29 protein-coding genes are annotated in these 23,265 nt (G+C 67.3%); 16 read left to right on the top strand and 13 right to left on the bottom strand.

The genetic code is table 11. From position 1 onward, the window contains the following. Positions 1–15 precede the first annotated feature (15 nt). The 7 genes from IB261_RS26125 to yedA form a co-directional block, all read right to left on the bottom strand. Positions 16–2,055, bottom strand: a complete 2,040-nt coding sequence (locus IB261_RS26125; protein ID WP_081520345.1) for an OPT family oligopeptide transporter — start codon at positions 2,053–2,055, stop codon at positions 16–18. Positions 2,056–2,291: 236 nt separating this feature from the next. Beyond that, positions 2,292–3,128 (bottom strand): taurine dioxygenase, encoded by an 837-nt coding sequence (gene tauD / locus IB261_RS26130; protein ID WP_081520049.1) that lies wholly within the window; start codon positions 3,126–3,128, stop codon positions 2,292–2,294. Between the two features lie 85 nt (positions 3,129–3,213). Continuing rightward, positions 3,214–4,032, bottom strand: coding sequence for an ABC transporter permease subunit (locus IB261_RS26135; protein ID WP_081520048.1), 819 nt, complete (start codon positions 4,030–4,032; stop codon positions 3,214–3,216). Continuing rightward, positions 4,022–4,825: a taurine ABC transporter ATP-binding protein gene (locus tag IB261_RS26140; RefSeq protein ID WP_184592084.1), complete on the bottom strand. Its 804-nt coding sequence runs from the start codon at positions 4,823–4,825 to the stop codon at positions 4,022–4,024. Before IB261_RS26140 ends, IB261_RS26135 begins: the two co-directional genes overlap by 11 nt. Positions 4,826–5,019: 194 nt before the next feature. Beyond that, complete coding sequence (tauA, locus tag IB261_RS26145) at positions 5,020–6,039, bottom strand: taurine ABC transporter substrate-binding protein (RefSeq protein WP_138214168.1); 1,020 nt, start codon at positions 6,037–6,039, stop codon at positions 5,020–5,022. 205 nt (positions 6,040–6,244) lie between these two features. Continuing rightward, positions 6,245–7,147 carry an acyl-CoA dehydrogenase family protein gene (locus tag IB261_RS26150; protein WP_151188416.1) on the bottom strand — a complete coding sequence of 301 codons (903 nt, stop codon included), beginning with the start codon at positions 7,145–7,147 and terminating at the stop codon, positions 6,245–6,247. 161 nt (positions 7,148–7,308) lie between these two features. Continuing rightward, a complete protein-coding gene (yedA, locus tag IB261_RS26155; protein WP_151189744.1) occupies positions 7,309–8,196 on the bottom strand; it encodes a drug/metabolite exporter YedA in 888 nt (295 codons plus the stop codon). 165 nt (positions 8,197–8,361) lie between these two features. On the opposite strand from yedA, the gene IB261_RS26160 reads away from it, so the two are divergent. Continuing rightward, on the top strand, positions 8,362–8,808 hold the full coding sequence (locus IB261_RS26160; protein WP_192383792.1) for an Lrp/AsnC family transcriptional regulator: 447 nt from the start codon (positions 8,362–8,364) through the stop codon (positions 8,806–8,808). Between the two features lie 212 nt (positions 8,809–9,020). Here IB261_RS26160 and IB261_RS26165 read toward each other — a convergent pair whose 3' ends face one another. Beyond that, on the bottom strand, positions 9,021–10,298 hold the full coding sequence (locus IB261_RS26165) for an acetyl-CoA C-acetyltransferase (RefSeq protein WP_192383791.1): 1,278 nt from the start codon (positions 10,296–10,298) through the stop codon (positions 9,021–9,023). Between the two features lie 166 nt (positions 10,299–10,464). On the opposite strand from IB261_RS26165, the gene IB261_RS26170 reads away from it, so the two are divergent. Next, the gene (locus IB261_RS26170) at positions 10,465–11,820 is read left to right on the top strand and encodes a 3-oxoacyl-ACP reductase (protein WP_081520042.1); all 1,356 of its coding nucleotides are present in this window, start codon (positions 10,465–10,467) and stop codon (positions 11,818–11,820) included. Between the two features lie 134 nt (positions 11,821–11,954). Here IB261_RS26170 and IB261_RS26175 read toward each other — a convergent pair whose 3' ends face one another. Both IB261_RS26175 and IB261_RS26180 read right to left on the bottom strand, forming a co-directional pair. After that, complete coding sequence (locus IB261_RS26175) at positions 11,955–12,359, bottom strand: EF-hand domain-containing protein (RefSeq protein WP_081520041.1); 405 nt, start codon at positions 12,357–12,359, stop codon at positions 11,955–11,957. A 64-nt stretch (positions 12,360–12,423) separates the two neighbouring features. Further along, positions 12,424–13,431, bottom strand: coding sequence for an AraC family transcriptional regulator (locus tag IB261_RS26180; protein ID WP_081520040.1), 1,008 nt, complete (start codon positions 13,429–13,431; stop codon positions 12,424–12,426). 205 nt (positions 13,432–13,636) lie between these two features. Here IB261_RS26180 and IB261_RS26185 point away from each other — a divergent pair, with 205 nt between their 5' ends. From IB261_RS26185 to IB261_RS26200, 4 genes are read left to right on the top strand one after another with little or no spacing between them, the layout of a single operon-like run. Continuing rightward, positions 13,637–14,494, top strand: a complete 858-nt coding sequence (locus IB261_RS26185) for a MaoC family dehydratase (protein WP_081520039.1) — start codon at positions 13,637–13,639, stop codon at positions 14,492–14,494. A 46-nt stretch (positions 14,495–14,540) separates the two neighbouring features. Beyond that, complete coding sequence (locus IB261_RS26190; protein ID WP_017520638.1) at positions 14,541–14,858, top strand: nucleotide pyrophosphohydrolase; 318 nt, start codon at positions 14,541–14,543, stop codon at positions 14,856–14,858. Further along, the gene (locus tag IB261_RS26195) at positions 14,855–15,625 is read left to right on the top strand and encodes a methyltransferase domain-containing protein (RefSeq protein ID WP_081520038.1); all 771 of its coding nucleotides are present in this window, start codon (positions 14,855–14,857) and stop codon (positions 15,623–15,625) included. The genes IB261_RS26190 and IB261_RS26195 overlap by 4 nt, the downstream gene beginning before the upstream one ends. 53 nt (positions 15,626–15,678) lie before the next feature. After that, complete coding sequence (locus tag IB261_RS26200) at positions 15,679–16,260, top strand: DUF4136 domain-containing protein (RefSeq protein ID WP_192225320.1); 582 nt, start codon at positions 15,679–15,681, stop codon at positions 16,258–16,260. Here IB261_RS26200 and IB261_RS26205 read toward each other — a convergent pair. Continuing rightward, positions 16,245–17,171 (bottom strand): glycerophosphodiester phosphodiesterase family protein, encoded by a 927-nt coding sequence (locus IB261_RS26205; protein WP_192383790.1) that lies wholly within the window; start codon positions 17,169–17,171, stop codon positions 16,245–16,247. The genes IB261_RS26200 and IB261_RS26205 overlap by 16 nt on opposite strands. Positions 17,172–17,315: 144 nt before the next feature. Between IB261_RS26205 and IB261_RS26210 the strand changes: the two genes are divergently transcribed. From IB261_RS26210 to IB261_RS26230, 5 genes are read left to right on the top strand one after another with little or no spacing between them, the layout of a single operon-like run. After that, positions 17,316–17,876: a DUF4136 domain-containing protein gene (locus tag IB261_RS26210; RefSeq protein ID WP_412548099.1), complete on the top strand. Its 561-nt coding sequence runs from the start codon at positions 17,316–17,318 to the stop codon at positions 17,874–17,876. A gap of 28 nt (positions 17,877–17,904) precedes the next feature. Further along, positions 17,905–18,399, top strand: a complete 495-nt coding sequence (locus IB261_RS26215; protein WP_081515753.1) for a GNAT family N-acetyltransferase — start codon at positions 17,905–17,907, stop codon at positions 18,397–18,399. Beyond that, positions 18,386–18,760, top strand: coding sequence for a DsrE family protein (locus IB261_RS26220; RefSeq protein ID WP_081515751.1), 375 nt, complete (start codon positions 18,386–18,388; stop codon positions 18,758–18,760). The genes IB261_RS26215 and IB261_RS26220 overlap by 14 nt, the downstream gene beginning before the upstream one ends. Beyond that, positions 18,736–19,218, top strand: a complete 483-nt coding sequence (locus tag IB261_RS26225) for a glycine cleavage system protein H (protein ID WP_405308124.1) — start codon at positions 18,736–18,738, stop codon at positions 19,216–19,218. The genes IB261_RS26220 and IB261_RS26225 overlap by 25 nt, the downstream gene beginning before the upstream one ends. Continuing rightward, entirely contained in the window at positions 19,215–19,898 is a 684-nt protein-coding gene (locus IB261_RS26230) for a M15 family metallopeptidase (protein ID WP_192383789.1), read from the top strand. The genes IB261_RS26225 and IB261_RS26230 overlap by 4 nt, the downstream gene beginning before the upstream one ends. Before the next feature lie 30 nt (positions 19,899–19,928). Here IB261_RS26230 and IB261_RS26235 read toward each other — a convergent pair whose 3' ends face one another. Then, a complete protein-coding gene (locus IB261_RS26235) occupies positions 19,929–20,354 on the bottom strand; it encodes a hypothetical protein (protein WP_192383788.1) in 426 nt (141 codons plus the stop codon). Between the two features lie 179 nt (positions 20,355–20,533). On the opposite strand from IB261_RS26235, the gene IB261_RS26240 reads away from it, so the two are divergent. The 5 genes from IB261_RS26240 to IB261_RS26260 all read left to right on the top strand — a co-directional run bounded on the left by IB261_RS26240 (position 20,534) and on the right by IB261_RS26260 (position 22,845). Beyond that, positions 20,534–20,950 (top strand): anti-virulence regulator CigR family protein, encoded by a 417-nt coding sequence (locus tag IB261_RS26240; RefSeq protein ID WP_192383787.1) that lies wholly within the window; start codon positions 20,534–20,536, stop codon positions 20,948–20,950. 274 nt (positions 20,951–21,224) lie between these two features. Next, positions 21,225–21,848 carry a GrpB family protein gene (locus IB261_RS26245; protein WP_192383786.1) on the top strand — a complete coding sequence of 208 codons (624 nt, stop codon included), beginning with the start codon at positions 21,225–21,227 and terminating at the stop codon, positions 21,846–21,848. Positions 21,849–21,919: 71 nt separating this feature from the next. Continuing rightward, complete coding sequence (locus IB261_RS26250; RefSeq protein WP_045216516.1) at positions 21,920–22,123, top strand: hypothetical protein; 204 nt, start codon at positions 21,920–21,922, stop codon at positions 22,121–22,123. 83 nt (positions 22,124–22,206) lie between these two features. Then, the gene (locus IB261_RS26255) at positions 22,207–22,422 is read left to right on the top strand and encodes a DUF6434 domain-containing protein (protein ID WP_192383785.1); all 216 of its coding nucleotides are present in this window, start codon (positions 22,207–22,209) and stop codon (positions 22,420–22,422) included. Further along, positions 22,423–22,845 (top strand): hypothetical protein, encoded by a 423-nt coding sequence (locus tag IB261_RS26260; protein ID WP_192383784.1) that lies wholly within the window; start codon positions 22,423–22,425, stop codon positions 22,843–22,845. Here IB261_RS26260 and IB261_RS26265 read toward each other — a convergent pair. Next, positions 22,807–23,244 (bottom strand): hypothetical protein, encoded by a 438-nt coding sequence (locus IB261_RS26265; RefSeq protein WP_192383783.1) that lies wholly within the window; start codon positions 23,242–23,244, stop codon positions 22,807–22,809. The genes IB261_RS26260 and IB261_RS26265 overlap by 39 nt on opposite strands. Positions 23,245–23,265 lie beyond the last annotated feature (21 nt).

Consider the following 23,265-nt stretch of genomic DNA (forward strand, 5'->3'; position numbering starts at 1 on the left):
CATCATGGCGAAGGATCAGCCGCGGGTGCCGGTCAACACCTTGCGGTAGAACAGCACGCAGATCGCCACGAACACCACCAGGCCCAGCCACTGCGCAGTGTCCTCGAAGCCGTCGCCGACCAGCGCCAGCGGCGTGGCCGAGCCGGTGGTGCCGATGATGGCGGCGAGCAGGATGCCCATCAGGCTCTCGCCGACGATCAGGCCCGAAGCCAGCAGTACACCCCGACGCTTGGGCTCGTCGGAGAACTTCTCCACATCCTTGCCGGCGGCTACCGCGCGCTTGGCCAGGGCAGTTTCCAGCAACCAGCCGATCACGGCGCCGACCACCAGGGTCATGCCGATGGTCGGCGGCAGGTAGATGCCCAGGCCGACGGCGAGCACCGGCAGGCTGGCCTTGCCGGTGCGGCGCAGCAGCACGTCCACCAGGATCAGCGCGATGCCCAGCGCCACGCCGATGAGGATCATGTTCCAGTTCAGCGCATTGTGGAAAATCCCGCTGGCAATCGCCGTCATCAGCGTCGCCTGCGGCGCGGCCAGCGCGGCGTTCGGGTCCATGCCCTCGCGCGGCAGGGCGCCGGTGAAGCCGTAGGCGTTGAACAGCAGCTCCAGCACCGGCGGGATCACCAGGGCGCCGACCAGACAGCCGACGATCAGCGCCACCTGCTGGCGCCACGGGGTCGCGCCGACCAGGTAACCGGTCTTCAGGTCCTGCAGGTTGTCGTTGGAAATCGCCGCGATGGCGATCACCACCGAGGTGGTGAACAGCGCCAGGGCGATGGCCAGCTTGCCGCCCTGCTGGTCGAGGAAGCCGGTTTCCAGCGAGCCAACGCCGAGGATCAGCAACGACACCAGGATCACCGCGATGATGCCGATACCGGAGATCGGGCTGCTCGACGAGCCCACCAGGCCGGCCATGTAGCCGCAGGCAGCGGCAATCAGGAAGCCGAAGAAGAAGGCGAAGATCACGCAGACCGCCACCAGGCCCCAGAAGCCGAAGCCGTGCAGGTCCGGCGCGGCCTCGCCGAGGAAGTAGGAGAACACCACGAACAGCGCCAGCAACAGCACACCGGCGATGGTAACGATCCACTTCGCCGACAGGTCCTGCTCGGTGCGCAGGTCGCTCACCTCACCACGCCCGCGCACGGCACTGAGCGACGACCAGACGCCCTGCACCATGGGCTTGAACAGCGTGGCCAGGGTCCACAGCGCGGCAATACCGATGGTGCCGGCGCCGAGGAAGCGCACCTGGCTGCTCCACAGTTTGGTGGCCAGCTCCGGCAGGCTCTGCCCGGCGGCCAGCACGCTGTTCACCGAGAGCAGCGGCACGGCCACCCCCCAGGCGATGACCACGCCGATCAGGATGGCGATACCAGCGGTAATGCCCATCAGGTAGCCGGCGCCCACCAGCGCCAGGGAGAAGCCGGTGGACAGGCGGAACGCCGCCTGCCCGGCGGTGAGCCAGAAGCTGAAGCCTTCGGCGAGCACCTTGAAACCGCTGCTGAGCAGGCTGAACGCGGCAGCGACCACGCCACCGGCGAGGATGTCACGCAGGCCCGGGCCACCGGCTTTCGCGGGCTTGCCAGCCTTTTCCTCTTCCTCGTCCTGGCTGCCGACGCGCAGGATCTCCGCCGCCGCCACGCCCTCGGGGTACGGCAGGTTGCTCTGCACCACCATCACCCGACGCAGCGGGATGGTGTAGAGCACGCCGAGGATGCCGCCGATGGAGCAGATGGCGGCGGTCTGCCAGAACGGGAAGCCGCTCCAGTAGCCGATCATCAGGAGGCCGGGAAGGATGAAGATGATCGAGGACAGGGTGCCGGCCGCCGAGGCCTGGGTCTGCACCATGTTGTTCTCGAGAATGTTGGAGCCGGAGAAGTAGCGCAGCACGGCCATGGAAATGACCGCCGCGGGGATCGACGAGGCGAAGGTCAGGCCGACCTTGAGGCCGAGGTACACATTGGAAGCGGTGAACACCACGGTAATCAGCGCGCCGAGGATCAGGCCTCGAACCGTCAGCTCGGCGAGGTTGGACTCGTCCGGAATCCTTTCTTGCATGTAGGCAGTCTCATACATAAACACGACCGCCAAAGCGTAGGACAGTGCGCCATCCACCGCGACCCAGAATGGCGACGAATGCGGTCTGCGGTGCGGCTTTGTTGCCGCAAGTCACGGGGATCGTAGGAAATTCCGAGCCGACACCGAGCCCGTAGGGCGCATAACGCCTACAGCGTTATCCGCCATTGCGGCGGATAACCCGTTCCGGGTTATTCGCCCTACCGGAACAAAGTCCGTCAGAACGGCTTGTCGCCGAGAATCGTCGCGCGGTGCATCACCCGGCGCTGCGGGCGGTAGTCGTCCACCGCGTAATGCTGAGTCACGCGGTTGTCCCAGAAGGCCACGTCGTTCTCCTTCCAGCGCCAGCGCACGGTGAACTCCGGGCGGGCGAAGTGGGCGAACAGCAGGTCGAGAATGGCGCGGCTTTCCGCCGGCTCCAGCTCGTTGATGCGGGTGGTGAAGCCATCGCTGACGAACAGCGCCTTGCGCCCGGTGACCGGATGCGTGCGGATCACCGGATGGCTGCGCGGCGGGTTCTTCTTGCGCGCTTCTTCCAGGCGAGCCAGGTCCGCGTCGGTGGCGCCGAAGCGCTCCTGGGGGAAGGACTTGCTGATGTCGTGAGTCGCGGTGAGGCCGTCGAGCAACTGCTGCAGCGGCTTGGACAGCGCTTCGAACGCCGCGATGCCGCTGGCCCACAGGGTGTCGCCACCGTAGGGCGGCAGCTGCTTGGCGGCCAGTACGGCGCCCAGCGCCGGGGTCTCCAGGAAGGTCACGTCGGTGTGCCAGATGGCGTTGTCGCGCACGTCGGTGACGGCGGTGTCGAGGACGATGACTTCGCGCTGTTCGGGCGAACTGGGGTAGATCGGGTGGATGTGCAGGTCGCCGAAGCGCGCGGCGAAGTTCGCCTGCTGGGTCGGCGTCAGCGGCTGGTCGCGGAAGAACAGCACGTGATGATCGAGCAGGGCCTGCTCGATCTGGCGCTGCGCCGCGTCCCCCAGCGGGTCGGCCAGGCGTACGCCGGAAACGATGGCGCCCAGGGCCGGGCTGATGGGTTCGATACTCAGGGTGGTCATGTTCGTGTTCTCTCGTGAGGTTCACGGGAAGAGCCACGCTCTCCCCTGCCCCTCGCCGGCATGGCGAGGGCGTCGAATCGGTTTGTTATTCCCAGGAAGCGAAGCGCTTCTGCAGCCAGCGCAGGCCCAGTTCGAAGCTCAGCGCGATGGCAGCGATCAGCAGGATTCCCAGCACCACCACATCGGTGGCGAGGAACTGCGCGGCGGACTGCACCATGAAGCCCAGGCCGCGATTGGCAGCGATCAGCTCGGCGGCGACCAGGGTCGACCAGCCCACGCCCAGGGCGATGCGCAGGCCGGTGAGGACGTCCGGCAGCGCGCTCGGCAGGATTACGTGGCGCACCACCTGCAGGCGGCTGGCGCCCAGGCAGCGCACGGCCTGGATGCGCGACTTGTCCACGCGGCGCACGCCAGCGGCGGTGGCGATCAGCAACGGTGCGAACAGCGCGAGGTAGATCAGCAGCACCTTGGACAGCTCGCCGATGCCGAACCAGATGACGATCAGCGGCAGGTAGGCCAGCGGCGGCACCGGGCGGTAGAACTCCACCAGCGGATCGAACGCCGCACCCACCAGCGGGTTGAGGCCCATCAGGATGCCCAGCGGAATGGCCGTCAGCACCGCCGCGCCCAGCGCCAGCAGTACGCGCAGCAGGCTGGTGCCGATGTGCTGCCACAGCGACGCATCGACGTAGCCCTCGGCGAGCAGGCGCTGGAAGGCTTCCACCAGTTGCTCCGGCGCAGGCAGGAACAGCGTGTCGACCCAGCCCAGGTGCGTGGCCAGCCACCAGAGCACGAAGATCGAACCGACGCTGCCGGCGGCGGCCCAGCGGCGGTAGTCGCGCGGCACGCTGCGGGCATTAGGCACGGCGGCGGGGAGTTTGCCGGCGAGGGTATCAGTGGGCATGTTCGGCCTCCGGTTCCTCAAGCGTCTCTTCCAAAAAAAGATCCAGAAGGAGTTGGCGCAGGCGCGCGAATTCCGGGTCGGACTTGATCGAGCGCACCGGCTCGCCAGCGGCGTAGCGGCGGGCGAAGTCCAGCGGCAGGCGCTTGACGATGCGCGCCGGCGGGCCGTCCATCACCACCAGGTCGGTGGCGAGGAACAGCGCTTCGTCGACGCTGTGGGTAATCAGGAACAGGCCCTTGCCGGTCTTGCGCCACAGGTCGAGGGTCAGCACCTGCATGCGCTCGCGGGTCAGTGCGTCGAGGGCGCCGAAGGGTTCGTCGAGCAGCAGGAAATCCGGCTCCACCGCCAGCGCGCGGGCCAAACCCAGGCGTTGCCGCTGGCCACCGGAAAGCTGCGAGATGCGGTAGTCCGCGTGCTCGCCCAGGCCCACCAGCTTGAGGACTTCATGGGCGCGGGCGTTGCGCTCGGCAGCGCCAACGCCACGGATACGCAGCCCCAGCGCGACATTATCCAGCGCGCTCAGCCAGGGCATCAGCGCGTCGTCCTGGAACACCACGCCGCGCTCGCCGCCGGGGCCGCTGAGGGTGCGGCCGTCGATCTGCACGCGGCCGCTGTCCGGCGCCTGGAAGCCCGCCAGCACGTTGAGCAGGCTGGACTTGCCGCAGCCGGACGGGCCGAGCACCACCAGGGATTCGCCCTTGGCCAGGCTGAGAGTGAGGTCCTGCAGCACGACGCGCTCGCGCCCGCGCTGCTGGAAAGTGAGGCTGACTGCCTCGGCCGTCAGACGGCTCATGTTCTGCCCTCCGTAGGGTGAGAAAGGGATGTTTCGGTGCGGTGTCTGCCCTCTCCCTAACCCTCTCCCTGAAGGGAGAGGGGACCGTTCGGTGCGGGTTGAAACCTCGGCGTCAGCCTGCACGGACAGCTCCCTCTCCCTTCAGGGAGAGGGCGGGGGGAGAGGGTTCCCCCGCGAATGGAGTTGCAAGCTGATCAGCGCTGCCCCACCTGCACGCTCTCCGCCTGGCGCACGTAATCGGCGCTGACGTAGGGCGAGTAGTCCTTGAGCACCGAGGGCACGCGCTTCTGCTCTTTCAGGAAGGCGGCGGTGCCGGCGATGTCCTTGGCTGTACCGCCCCCCAGCAGGGCGGACGACAGCTGCGCCTGGGATTCGGGGAAGGCAGAACCGGCCAGCAGCTCGGGCACGTCCTTCGGATCGGCGCCGGTCAGCCGGGCGATCTTCTTCACCTGCTCGGAATCGGCGGTCCACTGCGCCTTGTGCGCGTTGTAGTCAGCGAAGGAGTCCAGGCTCACACGGGCGAACTTGGCGATGACTTCCGGGTGCTTCTCGGCGAAGTCCTTGCGGGCCACCCAGACCTCGAAGGTCGGTGCACCCCACTGGCCGACTTCGGCGGCGTCGGTCAACACCTTGCCGGACTTCTTGATCTCGCCCAGGGCGGGTGACCAGACGAAGGCGCCATCGATGTCGCCACGGCGCCAGGCGGCAGCGATCTCGGTGGGGTTGAGGTTGACGATCTTCACCTTGGTCGGGTCGATCTGCCAGTGCTTGAGCGCGCCCAGCAGGCTGTAGTGCGAAGTGGAGACGAAGGGCGTGGCGATGGTCTTGCCGATCAGGTCTTCGGGCTTCTCGATCTTGCTGCCGTTGCGCACCACCAAGGCCTCGGCGGCGTTGATCTGCGCGGAGACGATGAAGGCCACGATCGGCAGGCCGCGCGAAGTGGCGGCGGCCAGCGGGCTGGAACCGAGATTGCCCAGTTGCACATCGCCCGAGGCGATGGCGGCGACCACTTCCGGGCCGCTGTTGAAACGGCGCCAGTCGAGCTTCTCGCCGATGACCTTTTCATAGGTGCCATCGGCTTGCGGAACCTTGGTCGGGTCGATGCCGGTCTGGTAGCCCAGGACGATGTCGGCGAACGCGGCGCTCTGGAAGGACAAGGCAGCCGCAACAGCGACGCCGGCCACGGCACGGCGTACGAAACGAGGTTTGTTCATGGTGTTTCCTCTGAAGGTAACGGCGGTGCCGGCCTCACAGAGGGGACGGACCACGGGACGGGATTCGATGGATGAAACAGGTGTCCGGCGGTCCGGTGGAGCTAGATTACCGATATAAAAAACTTCGAATAAATACTTTTTAGTTCTTAACTTATGAGCACCAGCGCTTGTCTCGATTCGGCTACAGGCCCCGTGCTACGGCGCCTCAGGTAGCGCCGGCGAGCACACGGGCGCGAGTGCCCTCCTGGCGCAAGCCGACCTGCACCGCGTGCTGCGCCACTGCTGCGGTTTCCGCGACCAGGGTCGCGAGCGCCGCGCTGCGGCTGAAGCTCAGGCCGTTGCCCGCCGCCTGGGCGGACTCGAAGGCCACTGCCGACTGCTCGGACAGCCGCAGCCCCAGCGCCAGCAGCCGCTGCAATCCCCCCGCCGCCGCCCGCGCCGGCAGGTTCTCGAAGGCCTGCACGGCAAGGCCCAGGGCAATGTTCGCCTGCAACAATGCGGAGAGGCTGCCGCGCAGTTGCGCACGGGGCGTCCACGGCAGGCCGGGCGGCAGCAGGATGTCCTCGGGATGCAGGCGCACCTCGTGGCAATGCAGCAGTCCGCCGCCGCTGGGTTCGAAACGATCCAGCCCGCTGCGATCCGCTGGCAGAGCGGCGATCAGCAAACCCTCGCTGGGCGCATGGCGCGCCGAGATCAGCAGCCAGTCCACCGCCTCGGCGCCGAAGCAGTCATGGCGCCCGCCCTGCAACAGGAAACCACCGCGCCGATGCTCGCGCGCCAGCAAGCGGCTTTCCTGGTGATCCACCGCCTCGCCCCACAGCCATTCGCGCTCCACGCTGAGCGGCAGCAGGCGCTCGCGCTGCTCGGCGCTGCCCAGCAGCAACACGCTGGCCAGTTGCAGGTGATGCAGGGCGAACAGCCGCGCCAGGGTGCCGTCGCGCTCGGAAAGATCACGCAGGGTCTGCAGCACCTCGTCCCAGCCGGCACCACGGCCGCCGTACTCGCGCGGCACGGACAGGGCCAGCAGGCTGGACGCGCGCAGGGCATCGCTCCAGCGCTGGGTGGGAGGCAATTCGGAAAGCGTGGAAAACGGCACCACCAGGCTCATGCACACCTCGGATCGAAGGGTGGATCAGTGGCCTGGGCGTATGGCGCGCGGGTGTACTGAAAGAGAAGAAAAGAACGGCCCCCGAATGGAGGCCGTTGCATACCCTAGCGAATCGCGCGAGACGCGCGAAATAACCTTTCGGGCTTAGCTCATGCCGCGAGTCAGACGGCTTCCTTGCGCCGCCACTGCGGCAGGCCGATCAGCACCACCGCGCTGATGATCACCGCCATTGCCAGGGATTCCGCCAGGCCGATGTGCTCGCCGGCGAATACCACGCCGAGCATCACTGCCACCGCCGGATTGACGTAGGCGTAGCTGGTGGCAGCCGCCGGGCGCACGTTGGCCAGCAGGTACATGTAGGCGCTGAAGGCAATGATCGAGCCGAACACCACCAGGTAAGCCAGCGCGCCCCAGCCGGCAGCGGTGGGCATCTGCTCCATGCGCTCGCCAGTGAGGAAGCTGCCCAGCAGCAGCACGCCGCCGCCCACCAGCATTTCCACCGCGCTGGCCATGGCGCCGCCGGGCAGGTCCAGGCGCCGGCTCCACACCGAACCGAAGGCCCAGGTCGCCGCCGCGAAGAGGATCAGCGCCGCGCCCGCCGGGCTGCCCTGCAGGTTCGAGCCGAGGTTGAGCAGCACGATACCGAACAGGCCCAGAGCGATGCCGGCCCATTCCAGCGCGTTGGTGCGGTTGCCGAAGAAACGCCCGAACACCAGGGTGAACAGCGGCACGGTCGCCACCGCCAGCGCCGCCACGCCCGAGGCCACGCCCCAGTGCTCGGCCACCGTCACCCCACCATTGCCGCAGCTGAGCAGGAGGATGCCAATGGCGCCCGCCGACAGGCACTGCCTGAGCGTCGGCAAGGGTGCGCCGCGGGTGAGCATCCAGACGAACAGGATCGCCCCGGCGATGATGAAGCGGCAGCCGGCCATCAGCATCGGCGGCCAGGATTCCACGCCGATGCGGATCACCAGGTAGGTCGAGCCCCAGATGAAGTAGAGGGCGAAGAAGGCAGCAATCAGGGTCAGTGAGACGCGGGCTCTAGGCATGGGCATCGTGGTCATGGGTGGGGCTCGACAAGGCAGGCGGAGCGCTTCATTTTATGCAGGTCAACCGCCCCGGATAAGGCACAGACAACGCCATTACGGGCATAACACTTTTCATTCGATGGATTTTCGCGAGCCTTGCCGTCGAATCAAAACCGGAGTCTTCGCATGGACAAGTACGACCGCGCCCTGCTCGCCGCCCTGCTGGAAGACGGCCGCCTGTCCTTCGCCGAACTGGCCCGGCGGATCAACCTCTCCCCGCCCGCCATGGCCGATCGCGTGGCGCGCCTGGAGGCCGAAGGAGTGATTACCGGGTACCACGCCAGCGTAGACCTGTCGAAGATGGGCCGCTCGATCCAGTGCCTGATCGAGATGCGCCTGAACGACCACCGCAGCAAGAGCATGCTCGACCCGCTGCTGGAGATCCCGCAGATCATCGACTGCTACCGCATCACCGGCGAGGCCTGCGTGATGCTCAAGGTGGCGGTCAGTTGCACCCAGGAGCTGGAAGAGCTGATCGACCGCCTCGCCCAGTTCGGCACCAGCAAGACCTCGCTGGTGCTTTCCACCCCGTTCTCACGGCGAATCCATCCGGGAATGTTGCAGGGCGGCTGAGGTGCGCATCTAGAAGAAAATTGCGCCCGCCCCCAAACGACGACGTCCCCTTGCCGGGGCGGACTTTGTCCGCGATCGCGGGCATGGCCCGCTCCTACAGGTAACGCCCGCAATCACGGATAAAAAAAGGCGGCGCCGCTCGCGCGGTGCCGCCTGAAGTCACGGAGTTGCTACATCGCGGGACCGAAAAACATCGGTCCCGCTGTATTGGATTACCGTTCGATGATCGCGGTCACACCTTGACCGCCTGCCGCACAGATGGAGATCAGCCCGCGCCCCTTGCCAGCGCCATCCAGCAGCTTGGCGAGGTTGGCGACGATCCGCCCACCGGTGGCCGCGAACGGGTGGCCGGCGGCCAGCGAGCTGCCCTTCACGTTGAGCTTGCTTCGATCGATCGAGCCCAATGGTGCGTCGAGGCCGAGGCGGGTCTTGCAGTAGTCCGTGTCCTCCCAGGCCTTGAGCGTGCACAGCACCTGCGCGGCAAAGGCTTCGTGGATTTCGTAGAAGTCGAAGTCCTGCAGGGTCAGGCCGTTGCGCGCCAGCAGGCGCGGCACCGCGTAGACCGGCGCCATCAGCAGGCCCTCGTGGCCGCCGACGAAATCCACCGCCGCCGCTTCGCCATCCTTGAAGTACGCCAGGATCGGCAGGCCGCGCTCCTTCGCCCACTCCTCGCTGGCCAGCAGCACTACCGAGGCGCCATCGGTCAGCGGCGTGGAGTTGGCCGCCGTCAGGGTACCGCGCGAGCCGCGCTCGAACACCGGCTTCAAGGTGCCGATCTTCTCCAGGTTGATGTCCGGGCGCAGATTCTGGTCGCGCACCAGGCCACGGAAGGGCGTCATCAGGTCGTTCTGCCAGCCTTCGTCGTAGGCAGCAGCCAGCTTGTGATGACTCTCGAAGGCCAGCTTGTCCTGCTCGTCGCGCGGGATGGCCCAGGTCTGCGCCATCAGTTCGCAGTGCTCGCCCATCGACAGCCCGGTACGCGGCTCACCGTTTTTCGGGATGTGCGGCATCAGGTGGCGCGGGCGAATCTTCAGTAGGCTCCTGATCTTCTCGCCGTTGGACTTGCCGCGGTTGGCTTCCAGCAGGATCTTGCGCAGCCCTTCGTTGACGCCGATGGGCGCATCGGAGGTGGTGTCCACGCCGCCGGCAATGCCGCAGTCGATCTGCCCGAGGGCGATCTTGTTGGCCACCAGGATCGCCGCTTCCAGGCCGGTGCCGCAGGCCTGCTGGATGTCATAGGCCGGGGTTTCCGGCGCCAGACGCGTGCCCAGCACGCACTCGCGCGTCAGGTTGAAGTCGCGCGAATGCTTGAGCACCGCGCCGGCGACGACCTCGCCCAGGCGCTCGCCGTGCAGCTTGTAGCGCTCGATCAGCCCGTCCAGCGCGGAGGTCAGCATCTCCTGGTTGCTCGCCGTGGCATACACGGTGTTGGAGCGGGCGAAGGGAATACGGTTGCCGCCGACGATGGCGACCCGGCGCAGTTGGGTCATGCAGGGCTCCTGAGAATGAGCGTTGAAGTGCGGTCAAGGCTAACCTTAGCCGCTTGTGTCGCATTGGCCGCCCCGCCGTTGCGCAGGTCAGCGCGGTCAATTGCGCCGAACCCGCCGCTGCGTAGAGTGGTCAGCACTTTAGAGACCCTGTGCAGGAGCCCGTTCCATGACCGATCGCTACATCGCCTTCGCCAACTCCAACGTCGGCCGCCGCCTGGTCGGAGCCCTCGGCCTGCCTGCGCCGGTCCGCCTGGAGCGCTGGAGCGCCGGGCGCACGCGGCCGGTGGACGGGGCGCTGCTGCTCGGCGGCGAGGGCAACCTGAACGAGGCGGTGCTGCCCTTCGCCGAGCGCCTGACCGATGCGGTGTTCTCCTTCAGCGACGGCCAGTACGGCCTGCCACGCTGGACTGCCGAGCATGGGCCGAAGCTCAAGGCCATCGTCTTCGACGCCAGCGGCCTGACCCGTTTCGAGCAGACTCTCGAGCTGCGCACCTTCTTCCAGGGCGCCCTCAAGGGCCTGGACAAATGCCCGCATGTGGTGATCCTCGGCCGCGCGCCGGAATCGGTCAAAGACCCCATCGCCGCCAGCGTGCAGCGCAGCCTGGAAGGCTTCAGCCGCTCGCTGGGCAAGGAAATCCGCCGCGGCGGCAACGTCCAACTGGTGTACGTCGGCAAGGGCGCCGAGGACCAGCTCGAAGGCGCGCTGCGCTTCTTCCTCTCGCCCAAAAGCGCCTACGTGTCGGGGCAGGTCGTGCGCCTGTCCGCCTACGACAAGCAGGTACAGGACTGGAGCCGCCCGCTGGTGGGCAAGCGCGCGCTGGTAACCGGCGCCGCCCGTGGCATCGGCGCAGCCATCGCCGAGACCCTCGCCCGTGATGGCGCCGACGTGGTGCTGCTGGACGTACCGCCGGCCAAGGATGCCCTCGACGCGCTGGCCGCGCGCCTGGGCGGGCGAGGCGTGGCACTGGACATCTGCGCCGCCGACGCCGGTGCTCAGCTGGTGGCAGCACTGCCCGATGGCGTGGACATCGTGGTGCACAACGCCGGCATAACCCGTGACAAGACCGTCGCCAAGATGAGCGAAGCCTTCTGGAATTCGGTGATCGACGTGAACCTCAAGGCCCCGCAGGTGCTGACCCAGGCGCTGCTGGACGCCGGCAAGCTGCACGACGACGGCCGCGTGGTGCTGCTCGCCTCCATCAGCGGCATCGCCGGCAACATGGGCCAGACCAACTATGCGGTGAGCAAGGCCGGCCTAATCGGCCTGGCGCAGGCCTGGGCGCCGGCGCTGGGCAAGAAGGGCATCAGCATCAACGCGGTGGCGCCGGGGTTCATCGAAACCCAGATGACCGCCGCCATCCCGCTGACCATCCGCGAGGCCGGCCGACGCATGAACTCCATGGGCCAGGGCGGCCTGCCGCAGGACGTTGCCGAAGCCGTGGCGTGGTTTGCCCAGCCGGGTTCAGGCGCGGTAAGCGGGCAAGTGCTGCGGGTTTGTGGGCAGAGCCTGTTGGGCGCCTGATCCGGCATGGCCAGCTTGTACAACAGCTCCGTACCTCGATCTTCGGTGTAGGGCGCATAGCGCCTACGGCGTTATCCGCCGTCTTGGCGGATAACCCGTTCCGGGTTATTCGCCCTACGGGTGCCAGCGCTCAATCACCCCCGCGCCGCCACCAGTTCGCGAAACTCCTCCGCACTCACCCGGTGATCGCCATCGCGGTCCGCGCGCACGATCAGCGCCGGCTCCTGGGTCATGAACTCCGCCTGGCTGACCTTGCCGTCGCCATCCCGGTCCGGCCAGGCAATGGCGTTGGGGGAGACGTTCACGCTGGGGTTGGGCGGGGTCACTTCCTCGCGGGTGAGCAGTCCGTCCTGGTTGCGATCCAGCCGGTGGAACATGCGCACGCGCATGGCGGACAGGTCATCGGCCTCGATGAAGCCGCTACCGTCGCGGTCCAGGCGGGCGAACGCCGTCTGCTCCATTTCCCCCGCCATGGCGTGCTCAGCGCTCAGCAGCAGGACGGTGGACAGCAGCAGGGTCTGGCGGATTCGGCTTTGCATCGGGCGTACCTTGGCGGGAGTTGACCGGCAAAGCCTAGCCAGAGGCGGACTCGAAACGGTTCGATCACTCCGCCGGCGGTTGCGGGCGACCACGGCGGCGGAACTCCACCGGGGTCTCGCCGACCCAGCGCTTGAAGGCGCGGTAGAAGGTGCTCGGCTCGGAGAAGCCGGTGCGTTCGACGATCACCTCGATGCGCTCGTCGGTCTTGAGCAGCAGCTCCTTGGCCAGGCGGCAGCGGTAGTCGGTGACCAGGTCGTTGAAGCGCACCCCGGCCATGGCCAGGCGCTCGCGCAGACGGCGGGCGGGCATGTCGAGACGGGCGGCGACCTGCTCCAGCGTCGCGCCGCCATCCACCAGCAGCACGCCGATCAGTTCGCGCACCTTGCGCACCAGGTCCAGCCGCTCCACTTCCGCCAGTTGCCGGCGCGCCAGGGACTCGTGCATGCGCAGCAGTTCCGGCGCGGCATGGCGTGAGGGCTTCTCCAGCACTTCGGCGTCGAACACCAGCGCATAGCGATCAGCGCCCAGCACCGCCGGGCAGCCGTAGACCTCGCGGTAACGCTCGGCGGGCGCGCCTTCCTCGTGCATCAGTTGCACTTGCTGGGGCTTGAAGTCGCCCTCGGTGAGCGCGTGGAACAGGCGAACCACCGCACCGGCGAGCATTTCGGGGAAGTGGCGGTTGGTCCCGGCGGTGTGGCCGAGCAGCAGCACGGCCTTCTCGCCCTCTACTTCCAGGCGGGCGTTGAGGGTGTCGGAGAGCAGGCGCACGTAACGCAGGGCATGACGCAGGCCTTCGCCGAAGGTGGCGCTGGACAGGAACAGGTACTCCAGCAGCAGGCCATGGAACGCGGGCAGGTGGCCGGCCAGATAGAGGCCGACGTGCTCTTCGCCGCACTCTTCGGCGGCCGCCTTCCAGAACAGGTTCTGTGCGCTGTGGGGGAATCGTCCGGCAGGCAGGCTGCCGGCCGGCAGGCCGACGCGAGCCAGCACACGGTCGGGGTCGGTACCGCTGGCGCGCAGGGCGTCGATCACCGGGCGCATCAGCGCCACATCGTCGGTCAGATCACGCATGGTGTTTTTTCTAGTTATCCATGAGGCGGGCCCATCTTAGGCAGCTTTCCTATCGCCCCTCAAGAGAATCAGGAACAAGCGTGCGGGAAATATCCGGGCAATCGGACGGTCACATTGACTTGCCTGCCGCGCGCCGCGTTGCCACGGCCAATGCCCGCCGGTGACCGGCGGCTAAGCTGAGTGAATATTCGTCAGGAGATACCCGATGCCCCGCGATTGGCTTGACCTGTCCGCCCCACCCGCCCTCACCGGCCTGTTCGCCCGCGCCGCCGTGCGCCGCGGCGTGCGTGGCCGCAGCCTGCCGACCCGCGGCTTGCGCTGCCCGGTCACGGTCGACCCGAAGCACCTGGAGCGTTATCGCAAGGTCTGTGGCTTCGCCGACAACCACCTGCTGCCGCCCACCTACCCGCACATCCTCGCCTTCGGCCTGCAGATGGGCCTGCTGACGGACGCACGCTTCCCCTTCCCGCTGCTGGGCCTGGTGCACCTGGAAAACCGTATCAGCGTGTTGCGTCCGCTCGGCGGCCTGGGGCCGTTCAACGTCAGCGTGCGGGTGGATGACCTGCAGCCCCACGAGAAAGGCGTGACCTTCAGCATCATCACCCAACTGCACGACCAGCTCGGGCTGCTCTGGGAGGGTGACAGCCGCATTCTGTTCCGCGGCATGCGCCTGGACGGCACGCCGCCGGCCCGCGAAGAGGTGGCCGAGCTTCCGCTGGAGCAGATCGACGCCTGGAACTGCCCGGCGGACATCGGCCGGCGCTACGCCCGCGTGGCCGGCGACTACAACCCGATCCACCTGTCCGCCGCCAGCGCCAAGCTGTTCGGCTTCCCCCGCGCCATCGCCCATGGTCTGTGGAACAAGGCGCGCAGCCTGGCCGCCCTGGGCGAGCGCCTGCCGATGGCCGGCTATCGGGTCGACGTACGCTTCCAGAAGCCGGTGCTGCTGCCGTCCCAGGTCAACCTGCTGGCCAGCGAGCCGGCGCCTTCCGGGCAGTTCAGCCTGCGCGGCAAGGACGGCCTGCCGCACATGGCCGGCAGCTGGAGCCCGCTGGACGTTTGACGCGCCAGGCTTGAAGCTATGGGGCTCACGTTGGAGCCCCATCTGCATGAACCTCGAAGCCATCACCGCGCGCCTGCACGCCATCCGCGACCACAACGACTGGAGTCGCTTCCACAGCCCGAAGAACCTGGCCATGGCGGCCAGCGTGGAAATGGCCGAGCTGGTGGAAATCTTCCAGTGGCTGCGCGAGGACGAATCGCGCCAGCTGCCGCCGGAGAAACTCGCCCACGCCGGGCAGGAAGTCGGTGACATCGTCCTTTACCTCCTGCTGATGTGCGCGGAACTGGGCATCGACATGGACCAGGCCGTGCTCGCCAAGCTGGCCGACAGCGAGCGGCGCTTCATCGAGGGGGGCGCCAAGTGAGCGATTCCCCGAAGACCGGCGACCGCCATTTCGACGAACTGGCCACGCGCTTCGCCGAGAAGATCTACGGCGGCGCCAAGGGTGCCATTCGCCTTGCCGTGCTGCAGGCCGACCTCGCCGAGGCGCTGCCCGACCGCCCGCTGCGCGTGCTGGATATCGGCGCAGGGCTGGGCCACATGTCGCTGTGGCTGGCCGGACGCGGCCACGACGTCACCCTCGCCGAGCCCGCCGCGCCGATGCTCGAAGGCGCACGCCAGCGCTTCGACGAAGCCGGCCTGCAGGCCACCTTCATCGCCGCGCCCTGGCAGGACCTGCTCGGCCAGCTCAATGAACCCTATGACCTGGTGATCTGCCACGCCGTGCTGGAATGGCTGGCCGAACCGCTGGCGATCCTGCCGGTGCTGCACCAGCTGACCCGTGCCGATGGCTGGCTGTCCCTGGCCTTCTACAACCGCGACGCGCTGATCTACCGCAACCTGCTCAAGGGCCACTTCCGCAAGCTGCGCAAGAACCGTTTTTCCGGCGAGGGCCAGAGCCTGACCCCGCAGGAACCGCTCGACCCGCGCGTACTCGAAGCCGCCATGGCCGGGCACTGGGCCATCGAGGCGCGTAGCGGCGTGCGGGTGTTCCACGACTACATGCCGGTGGAGTTCCAGCACAAGGCCGAGCCATTGGACCTGGTGGAGATGGAACTGCAATACCGTCGACACCCTGCCTTCGCCGGCCTCGGCCGCTACCTGCACTGGCTGTGCCGGCCGCAGGATTAGGTGCATAGTTGCCACTGCGCACGCCTTACCAAACCGGTGTGCCGGAGTCCGTCATGCCGCGTTACCTGTTGATCCTGCCGCTGCTCAGCGCCCTGGCTGCCTGCCAGGGCCAGAACCCCTACAGCAACACCTCGCTGCCGATCCCGCCCGCCCCCGCGCAGGCCGCCAACCCCGGCCTCGACCCCGGCAGCTACCCGGCCCCGCCGCTGGACTACGGGCGCTACCGCTCGTGGAGCTGGATGGACGGCAGCGGATTCGGCGGCCCGCTGCAGGACGCCGTCAGCGAAGCCCTCGACCAGCGCGGCCTGCGCCCGGCACGCTCGAATACCCCGGCGGACCTGAGCGTCAGCGCGCACCTGTCCAGCGAGCAACGCACCCGGCAGACCACCGACTATTACGGCGGCGGCTACTACGGCGGCTGGAACGACCCCTGGTACGGCGGCGCTTCCTACCCCGTCACCCGCACCTACGTGGTCACCGTCAGCGTGGTGCGCATCGCCCTGTACGACGCCCATAACCACCAGGAAATCTGGAGTGGCAGCGCCGAATACGAAAACGCCAGCAGCCAGACCGACCAGGCCCGCGCCCTGCGCGAAGCCGCGCGCAAGGCCATGGACGGTTACCCGCCGGGCTGAAGCCCGGCGCGCCGGTAGGCAGGCACGCTCGCCGGCGAGTCCACCATCACCGCATCCGCTCCCAATTCGCGCGCCGCGCCATAGGCGGCTGCGGAATTGATGCCGAACATCACCACCTTCGTCCCCTTGGCGCGGCGCACGCAGGCCATCGCCTGCGGCGTCCACAGCTTCGCGGGCTTCACCGGGTAGGACGACGAGCCGAGGGTGAACTGCTCCGTCACCGTCAGATCGCGCTCCAGCTCGATGCCCATCCAGGCGCCATCGGCCGGTGGCGAACAACGGCCGGCCAGCGCCAGATCGACCAGCCGGTTACGCGTGGCGTCGCGGCTCTCGAAGCGCCGCGCGCGGTCGCCGTAGTGCTGTGCCAGGTAATCGCTGGCATCACGCTCGGTGGAGTAGAAACGCACCCGCGACCACGCCTGTTGCTGATCCAGCGTGCGGGCCACCGCGTCGATGACCTCGCCCACCGGTTGCGCCTTGATATCGAGGAACACCGGCACTGTCGGTGCAATGGCCTGCAGTGCCTCGGCCAGTGTCGGGATCGCCTGCGGCTGCGCGCGGTACGGGTAATTGCCCGCCGCATCCTTGAACTGATAACCCGCATTCACCCGGCGCAGCTGTTCCAGCGACTTCGAACCCACGGCGCCCTGGGCATCGGTCAATGCCGCGAGGTCCGCCGGCCGGTACAGCATCGCAACACCATCGGCGGACACCTGCACCGACAGCCAGAGCACATCGCTGTGGTTGGCCAGCGCCTTGCCTATCGCCAGCGCCGTGTTCTCAGGCGCATCCGCCGTGCCGGCTCGATGCGCCACCACCTCGGGTTGTGGCAGCGCCGGCCGCACGCTGTCGAAGCTGCATCCCGCAAGCAGCAGCATCCCCAGTGTCGTCACGGGCAGCCCATGCTTCATGTCCTTCTCCATTCCTTGAACGAGCGACGACTCTAGCAACCGGAAGCGCCGCGCTAGACGCGGAACATTCCCCGCTTGCCAATCCTTCTGCCTTGCGCTTGGATGGAATTCTCTGACAGGAGTATTGCGATCATGATCCGCCGTTTGCTGTCCCGTTCACTGCTGCTGAGCCTGATGCTCGGCCTCGCCGCCTGCGAAACCACCAGCGTCAGCCGCGACTACGACACCACCCGCGACTTTTCCCGCTACCTGACCTGGAGCTGGGCGCAGCCGGCCTTCGAGTACCGCCCGGATGATCCGCGCATCAAAAGCGACCTCACCGAGCAGCGCATCAGCGATGCGATTGCCGGCGAGTTCGACCAGCGCGGCCTGCGCCAGGCACAGGGCGGCAACCCCGGCGACGTGAAACTGCGCGCCTACCTGATCGTCGACCAGCGCCAGGACCAGGTCACCACCTACAGCGGCGGCTACTGGGGCGGTTACTGGGGAGGCTACTGGGGCCCGCCACCCATGGCCGAGAGCCGCACCGTGACCTACAAGGTCGCCACCATCCAGGTCGATATGTTCGACGGCAAGGACGGCAAGCTGGTCTGGCGCGGCAGCGGCGAGCAGATCATGCGCAGCAGCCCGCCGACGCCCGCCGAGCGCGAAGCGGCGATCCGCGAGACGGTGCAGAAGATCATCGCCCAGTACCCGCCGCACTGATCGGCCCGACCATGACACGGGAGACCGCGTGAACCAGCCCGCCCTGCAACACCGCCCCGCCCTCGCCGACGACCTCGGCGAGGTGGTCGGCTTTCCCCAGGACGCCGACGAACTCTTCTACTGCTACCCCAAGGCGAGCTGGCCGCTGACCATCGGCCAGCTCGCCGCCGCCATCGCCGAGCGGCGCGGCAGCACCGTGGCGCTGCAGGGTGGCCGGGTCGCCGGCTTCGCCAACTTCTACCAGTGGCAACCCCACGAATTCTGCGCGCTGGGCAACATGATGGTCGCGCCCTGGGCGCGGCGGCACGGCGTCGCGCAGTACCTGATCGAGGTCATGGAGAATCTCGCCCGCGACCAGTACAAGGCGCAGGTCATGAAGGTGTCCTGCTTCAACGCCAACGCCGCCGGCCTGCTGCTTTATGCACGCCTGGGCTACAAGCCGCAGGGCATCGTCGAGCGCGCCGACCCGCAGGGCCGGCGCATCGCCCTGGTCCAACTGGAGAAAGCCCTTGTCCACGCCTGAGCCCCAGCGTGTGCTGATCATCGTCAGCAGCGGCCCGAGCACCCCGGCGCGCTGCGCCGCGCCCTTCTACACCGCCACCCTGCTGGCGTGCATGGATGCCAAGGTCACCCTCTTCCTCAGCGGCGAAGGCACACGCCTGGCCTTCCAGGACATCGCCGACACGCTCTATGCCGCCGAAGACGGAGAGCCCATCAGCCACTTCATCCAGCAGGCCAAGGAAGCCGGCGCCCGCCTGCTGATGTGCCGCGCACCGGGCGTGGCCATCGACGAAAGCCGGCTGATCGAGGAAGTCGACGAGATCGCCAGCGGCGGCGAGCTGGCGCGCATGATCCTCGAATACGACCGGGTGCTGACGCTGTGAAGCTGCACGGCCTGGAGTTCCCGGACGACCTGCTCTACGCGCCCGACTACAACCTCTGGCTGCGCGAGGAGGAAGGCGGCGCCGTCACCCTCGGGCTCACCGCCTACGGCTGCGCGGTCTACGGGCAGATATTCGCCTTCACCCCCAAGCGCGACGGCTGGCACATCGACTGCGACCGCAGCTTCGGCGTGGTGGAATTCGCCAAGGCCGCCTCGTCGGCGCGCAGCCCGCTGGACGGCACCGTCCTCGCCAGCAACGAAGCCGTGGTGCGCAGGCCAGGGCTGATCAACCAGGACTGCTATGGCGAAGGCTGGATGGTGCGCCTGAAGCCCGACGACTGGAGCGCCGCCCGCGCTCGCTTCCTCCAGGGCGAAGCCGCACTGGAGGCCTTCGCCCAGCGCATGCACCTGGACAACTTCGACCCCGACGACGACGGGGTCCAGGCCCTGCGCCCATGAGCCGGGCAGGCGCGCAGTTCACGCTGCTGCTCTGCCTGCTCATCAGCCCGCCGCTACGCGCCGACCAGCCCACCCAGGACGGCTTCGTCTATCTCGACCAGGTGCTGAAAACCGCGCGCTATGACGTGCGCTACGCCGGCACCGACAACTTCGTCGGCGAGCCCATCGACGGTTACCAGAAGGCGCGGATCATCCTCACCCGCGAAGCCGCCACCGCCTTGGCTGCCGTGGAAAAGGACGTTGCCCTGAGCGGCCTGGCGCTGAAGATCTTCGATGGCTATCGCCCGCAGCGCGCAGTGGAAGACTTCCGCCGCTGGGCCGCCGACCCGCACGACATCCGCCAGAAGGCCCGCTACTACCCGCACATGGACAAGCCCGCGCTGTTCCGCGACGGCTACATCGCCAAGCACTCCGGGCACTCGCGCGGCAGTACCGTCGACCTCACGCTGGTGGATTCGAAAACCGGGGAGGAGTTGGACATGGGCAGCCCGTTCGACTTCTTCGGGCCCATCTCCCATCACGGCACTGCGCTGGTCAGCGTGCAGCAGACGCGCAACCGCGAGACGCTGCGCCAGGCCATGCTGCGGCACGGCTTCGAGCCCTACAGCGCCGAATGGTGGCACTACACCCTGAAGGCCGAGCCTTACCCGCAGACCTACTTCGACTTCCCGGTGCAGTGAAGGACAGCGGCCGTCCCTGGCCGTGGTGGATCAATTGTCGTGCTGGGTGTTCTTGTGGGCCGGCTTGGTGGCGGAGATCGCCGTAGCCTTGGTCTTGCCCTGGGTATCCCTGGAGTGCGCCACGGCGGACGTCGCCTGCCCATGGCCCTTGCTGTCGTTCTTCTCGCTGCCGTAGTGATTGCCGCTCAGGCCATGGTCGCGGGTGGCCTTGCCGGCGTGCTCGCCACCGTCGTTCGCGCCATTGCTGTTGCTGCCGTGGTTACCGCCAGCATCGCCCTTGCCACCACCGTGGCCACCGCCATTACCACCACCGTTTCCGCCGCCATTGCCACCACCGTGACCGCCACCATCGCCCTTGGCATAGGCCGAACCGATGGGCGAAAAGTCGGCAGGCAGCAAGGCTGTCGTGCCGAGTGCGACTGCACAGGCTACTGCAACAACCAGGGACATTTTCATCTTGTTATCGCCTCCATGGGCGGGTCTTGGGATACCTCTATGACCCTGGCGCAGGCCCCGCCGTTCGCGGCCTGCCGACGAAGTGCCAGCACGCATGTGCCAACTTGGCCGCCACCGGAGTGTTGCGGCAACGGCTACGCTCACCGGCACAGGAGTCTCACCATGGAGGCAACACGGACATGTCCAGAATCAACACTCTTCTGGCGGCAGCCATCGGCGTCACCCTGCTGGGCACCAGCCCCCTGCTGATGGCCGATCCGGGCAAGAACAAAGGACACGACAAAGGCGGCCAGCACGGCAATCAGGGCAACAACTGGCAAGGCGGCCCGAGCATCGACATCGGCGGCGTGCAGGTCATCCTCAACGACAACCGCAACTACTGGAGCCCCGGCGCGGCGCTGCCGCCCGGCATCCAGAAGAACCTGGCCCGCGGCAAGCCGCTGCCGCCGGGCATCGCCAAGAAGCTCGACGGCCGCCTGGTCGGCCGTCTGCCCCACTACGACGGCTACGAATGGCAGCAGGCCGGCACCGACCTGCTGCTGGTGACCATCGCCACCGGCGTCATCTACGAAGTGCTGCAGAACGTGCTGGATTGACGCTGCCTCCCCTGTAGGAGCAACTGTCTTTTCTCGGTGCTTGACCGCTGGCACCCGTAGGGCGAATAACCCGGAACGGGTTATCCGCCAGGGCGGCGGATAACGCCATAGGCGTTATGCGCCCTACATGGGATAGCGAGGCATGGAGCTGTTGCAGGAGCGGGCCATGCCCGCGATCGCGCCCATGGGACGCTCCTACAGGATTACTCGGAACTCCGCCCACCGGATCAACCTCCAACCCTCGCCCCCACCGCCCCACCGCTGGAGTTACCGCATGACCCCGCAAGCCCCCGAATTCGACGGCCAGCGCTGGAGCAACGCCGAACAAGACCGCATCGAACTCGTGCCCGCCGATCCCCGCTGGCCCCAGCGCTTCGCCGAAGAAGCCGACGCCATCGCCCGTGCCGCCGACCTTCCCGGCCTCGGCATCGAGCACATCGGCAGCACCGCCGTGCCGGGGCTGGACGCCAAGCCGATCATCGACATCCTCCTGCTGCCGCCACCGGGCAGCGACCCGCACCAACTGATCGAACCGCTGCAAGAGCTGGGCTACCAGTACTGGGCCGAAAACCCCGACACCTCGCGGATGTTCTTCGTCAAAGGCATGCCGCCGCTGGGCAGCGGGCGCAGCCACCACGTCCACGTCATGGACCTGAGCGACGCCTCGCGCCGCCTGCTGTTCCGCGACTGGCTGCGCACCCACCCCGACGACGCACAGCGCTACGCCCAGGTGAAGCACGAACTGGCGAAGCGCTTCCCCACCGACCGCGATGCCTACACCGAAGGCAAGGACGAAGTCGTCGCGCAGATACTCGGCCGCGCGCTCAACCCGCCCGAGCACCACCGCGACGGCGAAGCAGCCCACGGCGGCGAAATCCAGGGGCCGGACCGCCGCTGAAGAACGCTGCGCGTTAATCCGCCGTTAATCCAGCCGGCCGAAGCTCGGGGCTCCCCTCAGGAGGAAGTCCCATGCTCAAGCTCTCCGTGGTCACCTTCGCCTGCTTCACCCTGGTCGGCTGCGCCGACTCCCCGCACTTCAGCCACTTCAGCGCCATCGAATCGCCGGTGCGCGAATCCTTCGGCGAAGACAACCTCGAACGCCAGCCCACCCGCGTGCGCCTGCAAAGCGACGATTACTCGGCGCAGCAACAGCGGATGATGTGGGGCCAGTGACGCCGCAACACCTCGGCAGACCGCGCCAGCGGCTGCCGATTGCGCTATAACGGGTGCTCCCCCAAGGCACAGGAACGGACACCATGGCCTTCGACTGGCACAGCGACCCGATCACCCGCCAGACCCCGCTCGACGCCCACTACCGCAACACCCAGAACGTCCGCCGCTTCATGACCCAGCACTGCGGCGACGGCTTCCATTTCGACCGCGCCTTCATGGCCTGGATACGCAGCGGCGCGCCAGCGGACATGGGCGCAGTGGTGGATGAGTGGCGCCGCCGGAAGCAAGGGAAGTGCTGAATGCACCAACCGACATTCACGCCCGAGGAGGTATGCCATCGCAGTGGCCTCGGCAAGCAAGACAAACTTGTGCGCCAATGGCTCGTCGGTATTCCGCTTGCCGACAGGACAGAATTCCTCAGGCAGCTCTGGCTGCTGAACTACCGGTACGCGCTCGATCTCTTCCAGGCCGCTCAGCTTCCCGCCAATGAGAACAGGCAACTGGTGCGGCATTGGCTTCGCTCGGGCCATCACAATGCAGCACAGGCGCTTATCCAGCGGGCGACTCCTGTCCTGGGAGAGAAGACGTTCTGGCGGATTGCCTCCGAGGAAACACTGACTTCTGCCATGCGTGACTTTCTGAACTACTACGGAGGCAATCTATTGGACGAGGCGCGCCTGACCTCAATAGCCGCCAGCGTTGACTCCAGCCCCCAGCCATAGCGTGAAGCTGCCATCGCGAATCGGCATCGCCTGCCGCACCACGCCGTAGCGCAGCGGCAGCACACCGCCGGTGCTGACCTTCAAACGGTCAGCCAATGCCAGTACCTCCTCGAAGGAAGCCTCCGGCAGGTACTTGTTGAAGGAATAGCTGTCGCGGCCAATCAGCACCTGCACCGCGTACACGTCCTGCCCAACCGGATCGTAGACCAGCAGCCCCTGCAACTCGATGCCCGCCGGCAACCGGAACAGCGCCCGCACCAGCAGCAACGAAACACCGGGCGCCACCTCCGCCGCCGTCGCCAGCGGCACCAGGAACGCATCCTCGCGAACGCCGTCCTGCCAGCGCCACAGGTCGCTCAGTTCCAGATGGTCTTCGGTGAATTGGTCCAGTCTGACCATGGCTCGCCTCATCCTTGCGGA

Origin of the sequence: Pseudomonas sp. PDM20 (assembly GCF_014852575.3) — a bacterium.
In the GTDB taxonomy this organism is placed as follows: Bacteria; Pseudomonadota; Gammaproteobacteria; order Pseudomonadales; family Pseudomonadaceae; genus Pseudomonas.

Bases quoted from the DNA above. Each gene is read 5' to 3' on its own strand.
- IB261_RS26245 (WP_192383786.1), top strand. From the start codon at position 21,225: ATGACCCCGCAAGCCCCCGAATTCGACGGCCAGCGCTGGAGCAACGCC.
- IB261_RS26230 (WP_192383789.1), top strand. From the start codon at position 19,215: ATGAGCCGGGCAGGCGCGCAGTTCACGCTGCTGCTCTGCCTGCTCATC.
- IB261_RS26150 (WP_151188416.1), bottom strand. From the start codon at position 7,147: ATGAGCCTGGTGGTGCCGTTTTCCACGCTTTCCGAATTGCCTCCCACC.
- IB261_RS26140 (WP_184592084.1), bottom strand. From the start codon at position 4,825: ATGAGCCGTCTGACGGCCGAGGCAGTCAGCCTCACTTTCCAGCAGCGC.
- IB261_RS26260 (WP_192383784.1), top strand. From the start codon at position 22,423: ATGCACCAACCGACATTCACGCCCGAGGAGGTATGCCATCGCAGTGGC.
- IB261_RS26235 (WP_192383788.1), bottom strand. From the start codon at position 20,354: ATGAAAATGTCCCTGGTTGTTGCAGTAGCCTGTGCAGTCGCACTCGGC.
- IB261_RS26240 (WP_192383787.1), top strand. From the start codon at position 20,534: ATGTCCAGAATCAACACTCTTCTGGCGGCAGCCATCGGCGTCACCCTG.
- IB261_RS26165 (WP_192383791.1), bottom strand. From the start codon at position 10,298: ATGACCCAACTGCGCCGGGTCGCCATCGTCGGCGGCAACCGTATTCCC.
- IB261_RS26190 (WP_017520638.1), top strand. From the start codon at position 14,541: ATGAACCTCGAAGCCATCACCGCGCGCCTGCACGCCATCCGCGACCAC.
- IB261_RS26255 (WP_192383785.1), top strand. From the start codon at position 22,207: ATGGCCTTCGACTGGCACAGCGACCCGATCACCCGCCAGACCCCGCTC.
- IB261_RS26180 (WP_081520040.1), bottom strand. From the start codon at position 13,431: ATGCGTGATCTGACCGACGATGTGGCGCTGATGCGCCCGGTGATCGAC.
- yedA (WP_151189744.1), bottom strand. From the start codon at position 8,196: ATGCCTAGAGCCCGCGTCTCACTGACCCTGATTGCTGCCTTCTTCGCC.
- tauA (WP_138214168.1), bottom strand. From the start codon at position 6,039: ATGAACAAACCTCGTTTCGTACGCCGTGCCGTGGCCGGCGTCGCTGTT.
- IB261_RS26135 (WP_081520048.1), bottom strand. From the start codon at position 4,032: ATGCCCACTGATACCCTCGCCGGCAAACTCCCCGCCGCCGTGCCTAAT.
- tauD (WP_081520049.1), bottom strand. From the start codon at position 3,128: ATGACCACCCTGAGTATCGAACCCATCAGCCCGGCCCTGGGCGCCATC.
- IB261_RS26250 (WP_045216516.1), top strand. From the start codon at position 21,920: ATGCTCAAGCTCTCCGTGGTCACCTTCGCCTGCTTCACCCTGGTCGGC.
- IB261_RS26265 (WP_192383783.1), bottom strand. From the start codon at position 23,244: ATGGTCAGACTGGACCAATTCACCGAAGACCATCTGGAACTGAGCGAC.
- IB261_RS26200 (WP_192225320.1), top strand. From the start codon at position 15,679: ATGCCGCGTTACCTGTTGATCCTGCCGCTGCTCAGCGCCCTGGCTGCC.
- IB261_RS26170 (WP_081520042.1), top strand. From the start codon at position 10,465: ATGACCGATCGCTACATCGCCTTCGCCAACTCCAACGTCGGCCGCCGC.
- IB261_RS26125 (WP_081520345.1), bottom strand. From the start codon at position 2,055: ATGCAAGAAAGGATTCCGGACGAGTCCAACCTCGCCGAGCTGACGGTT.
- IB261_RS26205 (WP_192383790.1), bottom strand. From the start codon at position 17,171: ATGAAGCATGGGCTGCCCGTGACGACACTGGGGATGCTGCTGCTTGCG.
- IB261_RS26185 (WP_081520039.1), top strand. From the start codon at position 13,637: ATGCCCCGCGATTGGCTTGACCTGTCCGCCCCACCCGCCCTCACCGGC.
- IB261_RS26175 (WP_081520041.1), bottom strand. From the start codon at position 12,359: ATGCAAAGCCGAATCCGCCAGACCCTGCTGCTGTCCACCGTCCTGCTG.
- IB261_RS26160 (WP_192383792.1), top strand. From the start codon at position 8,362: ATGGACAAGTACGACCGCGCCCTGCTCGCCGCCCTGCTGGAAGACGGC.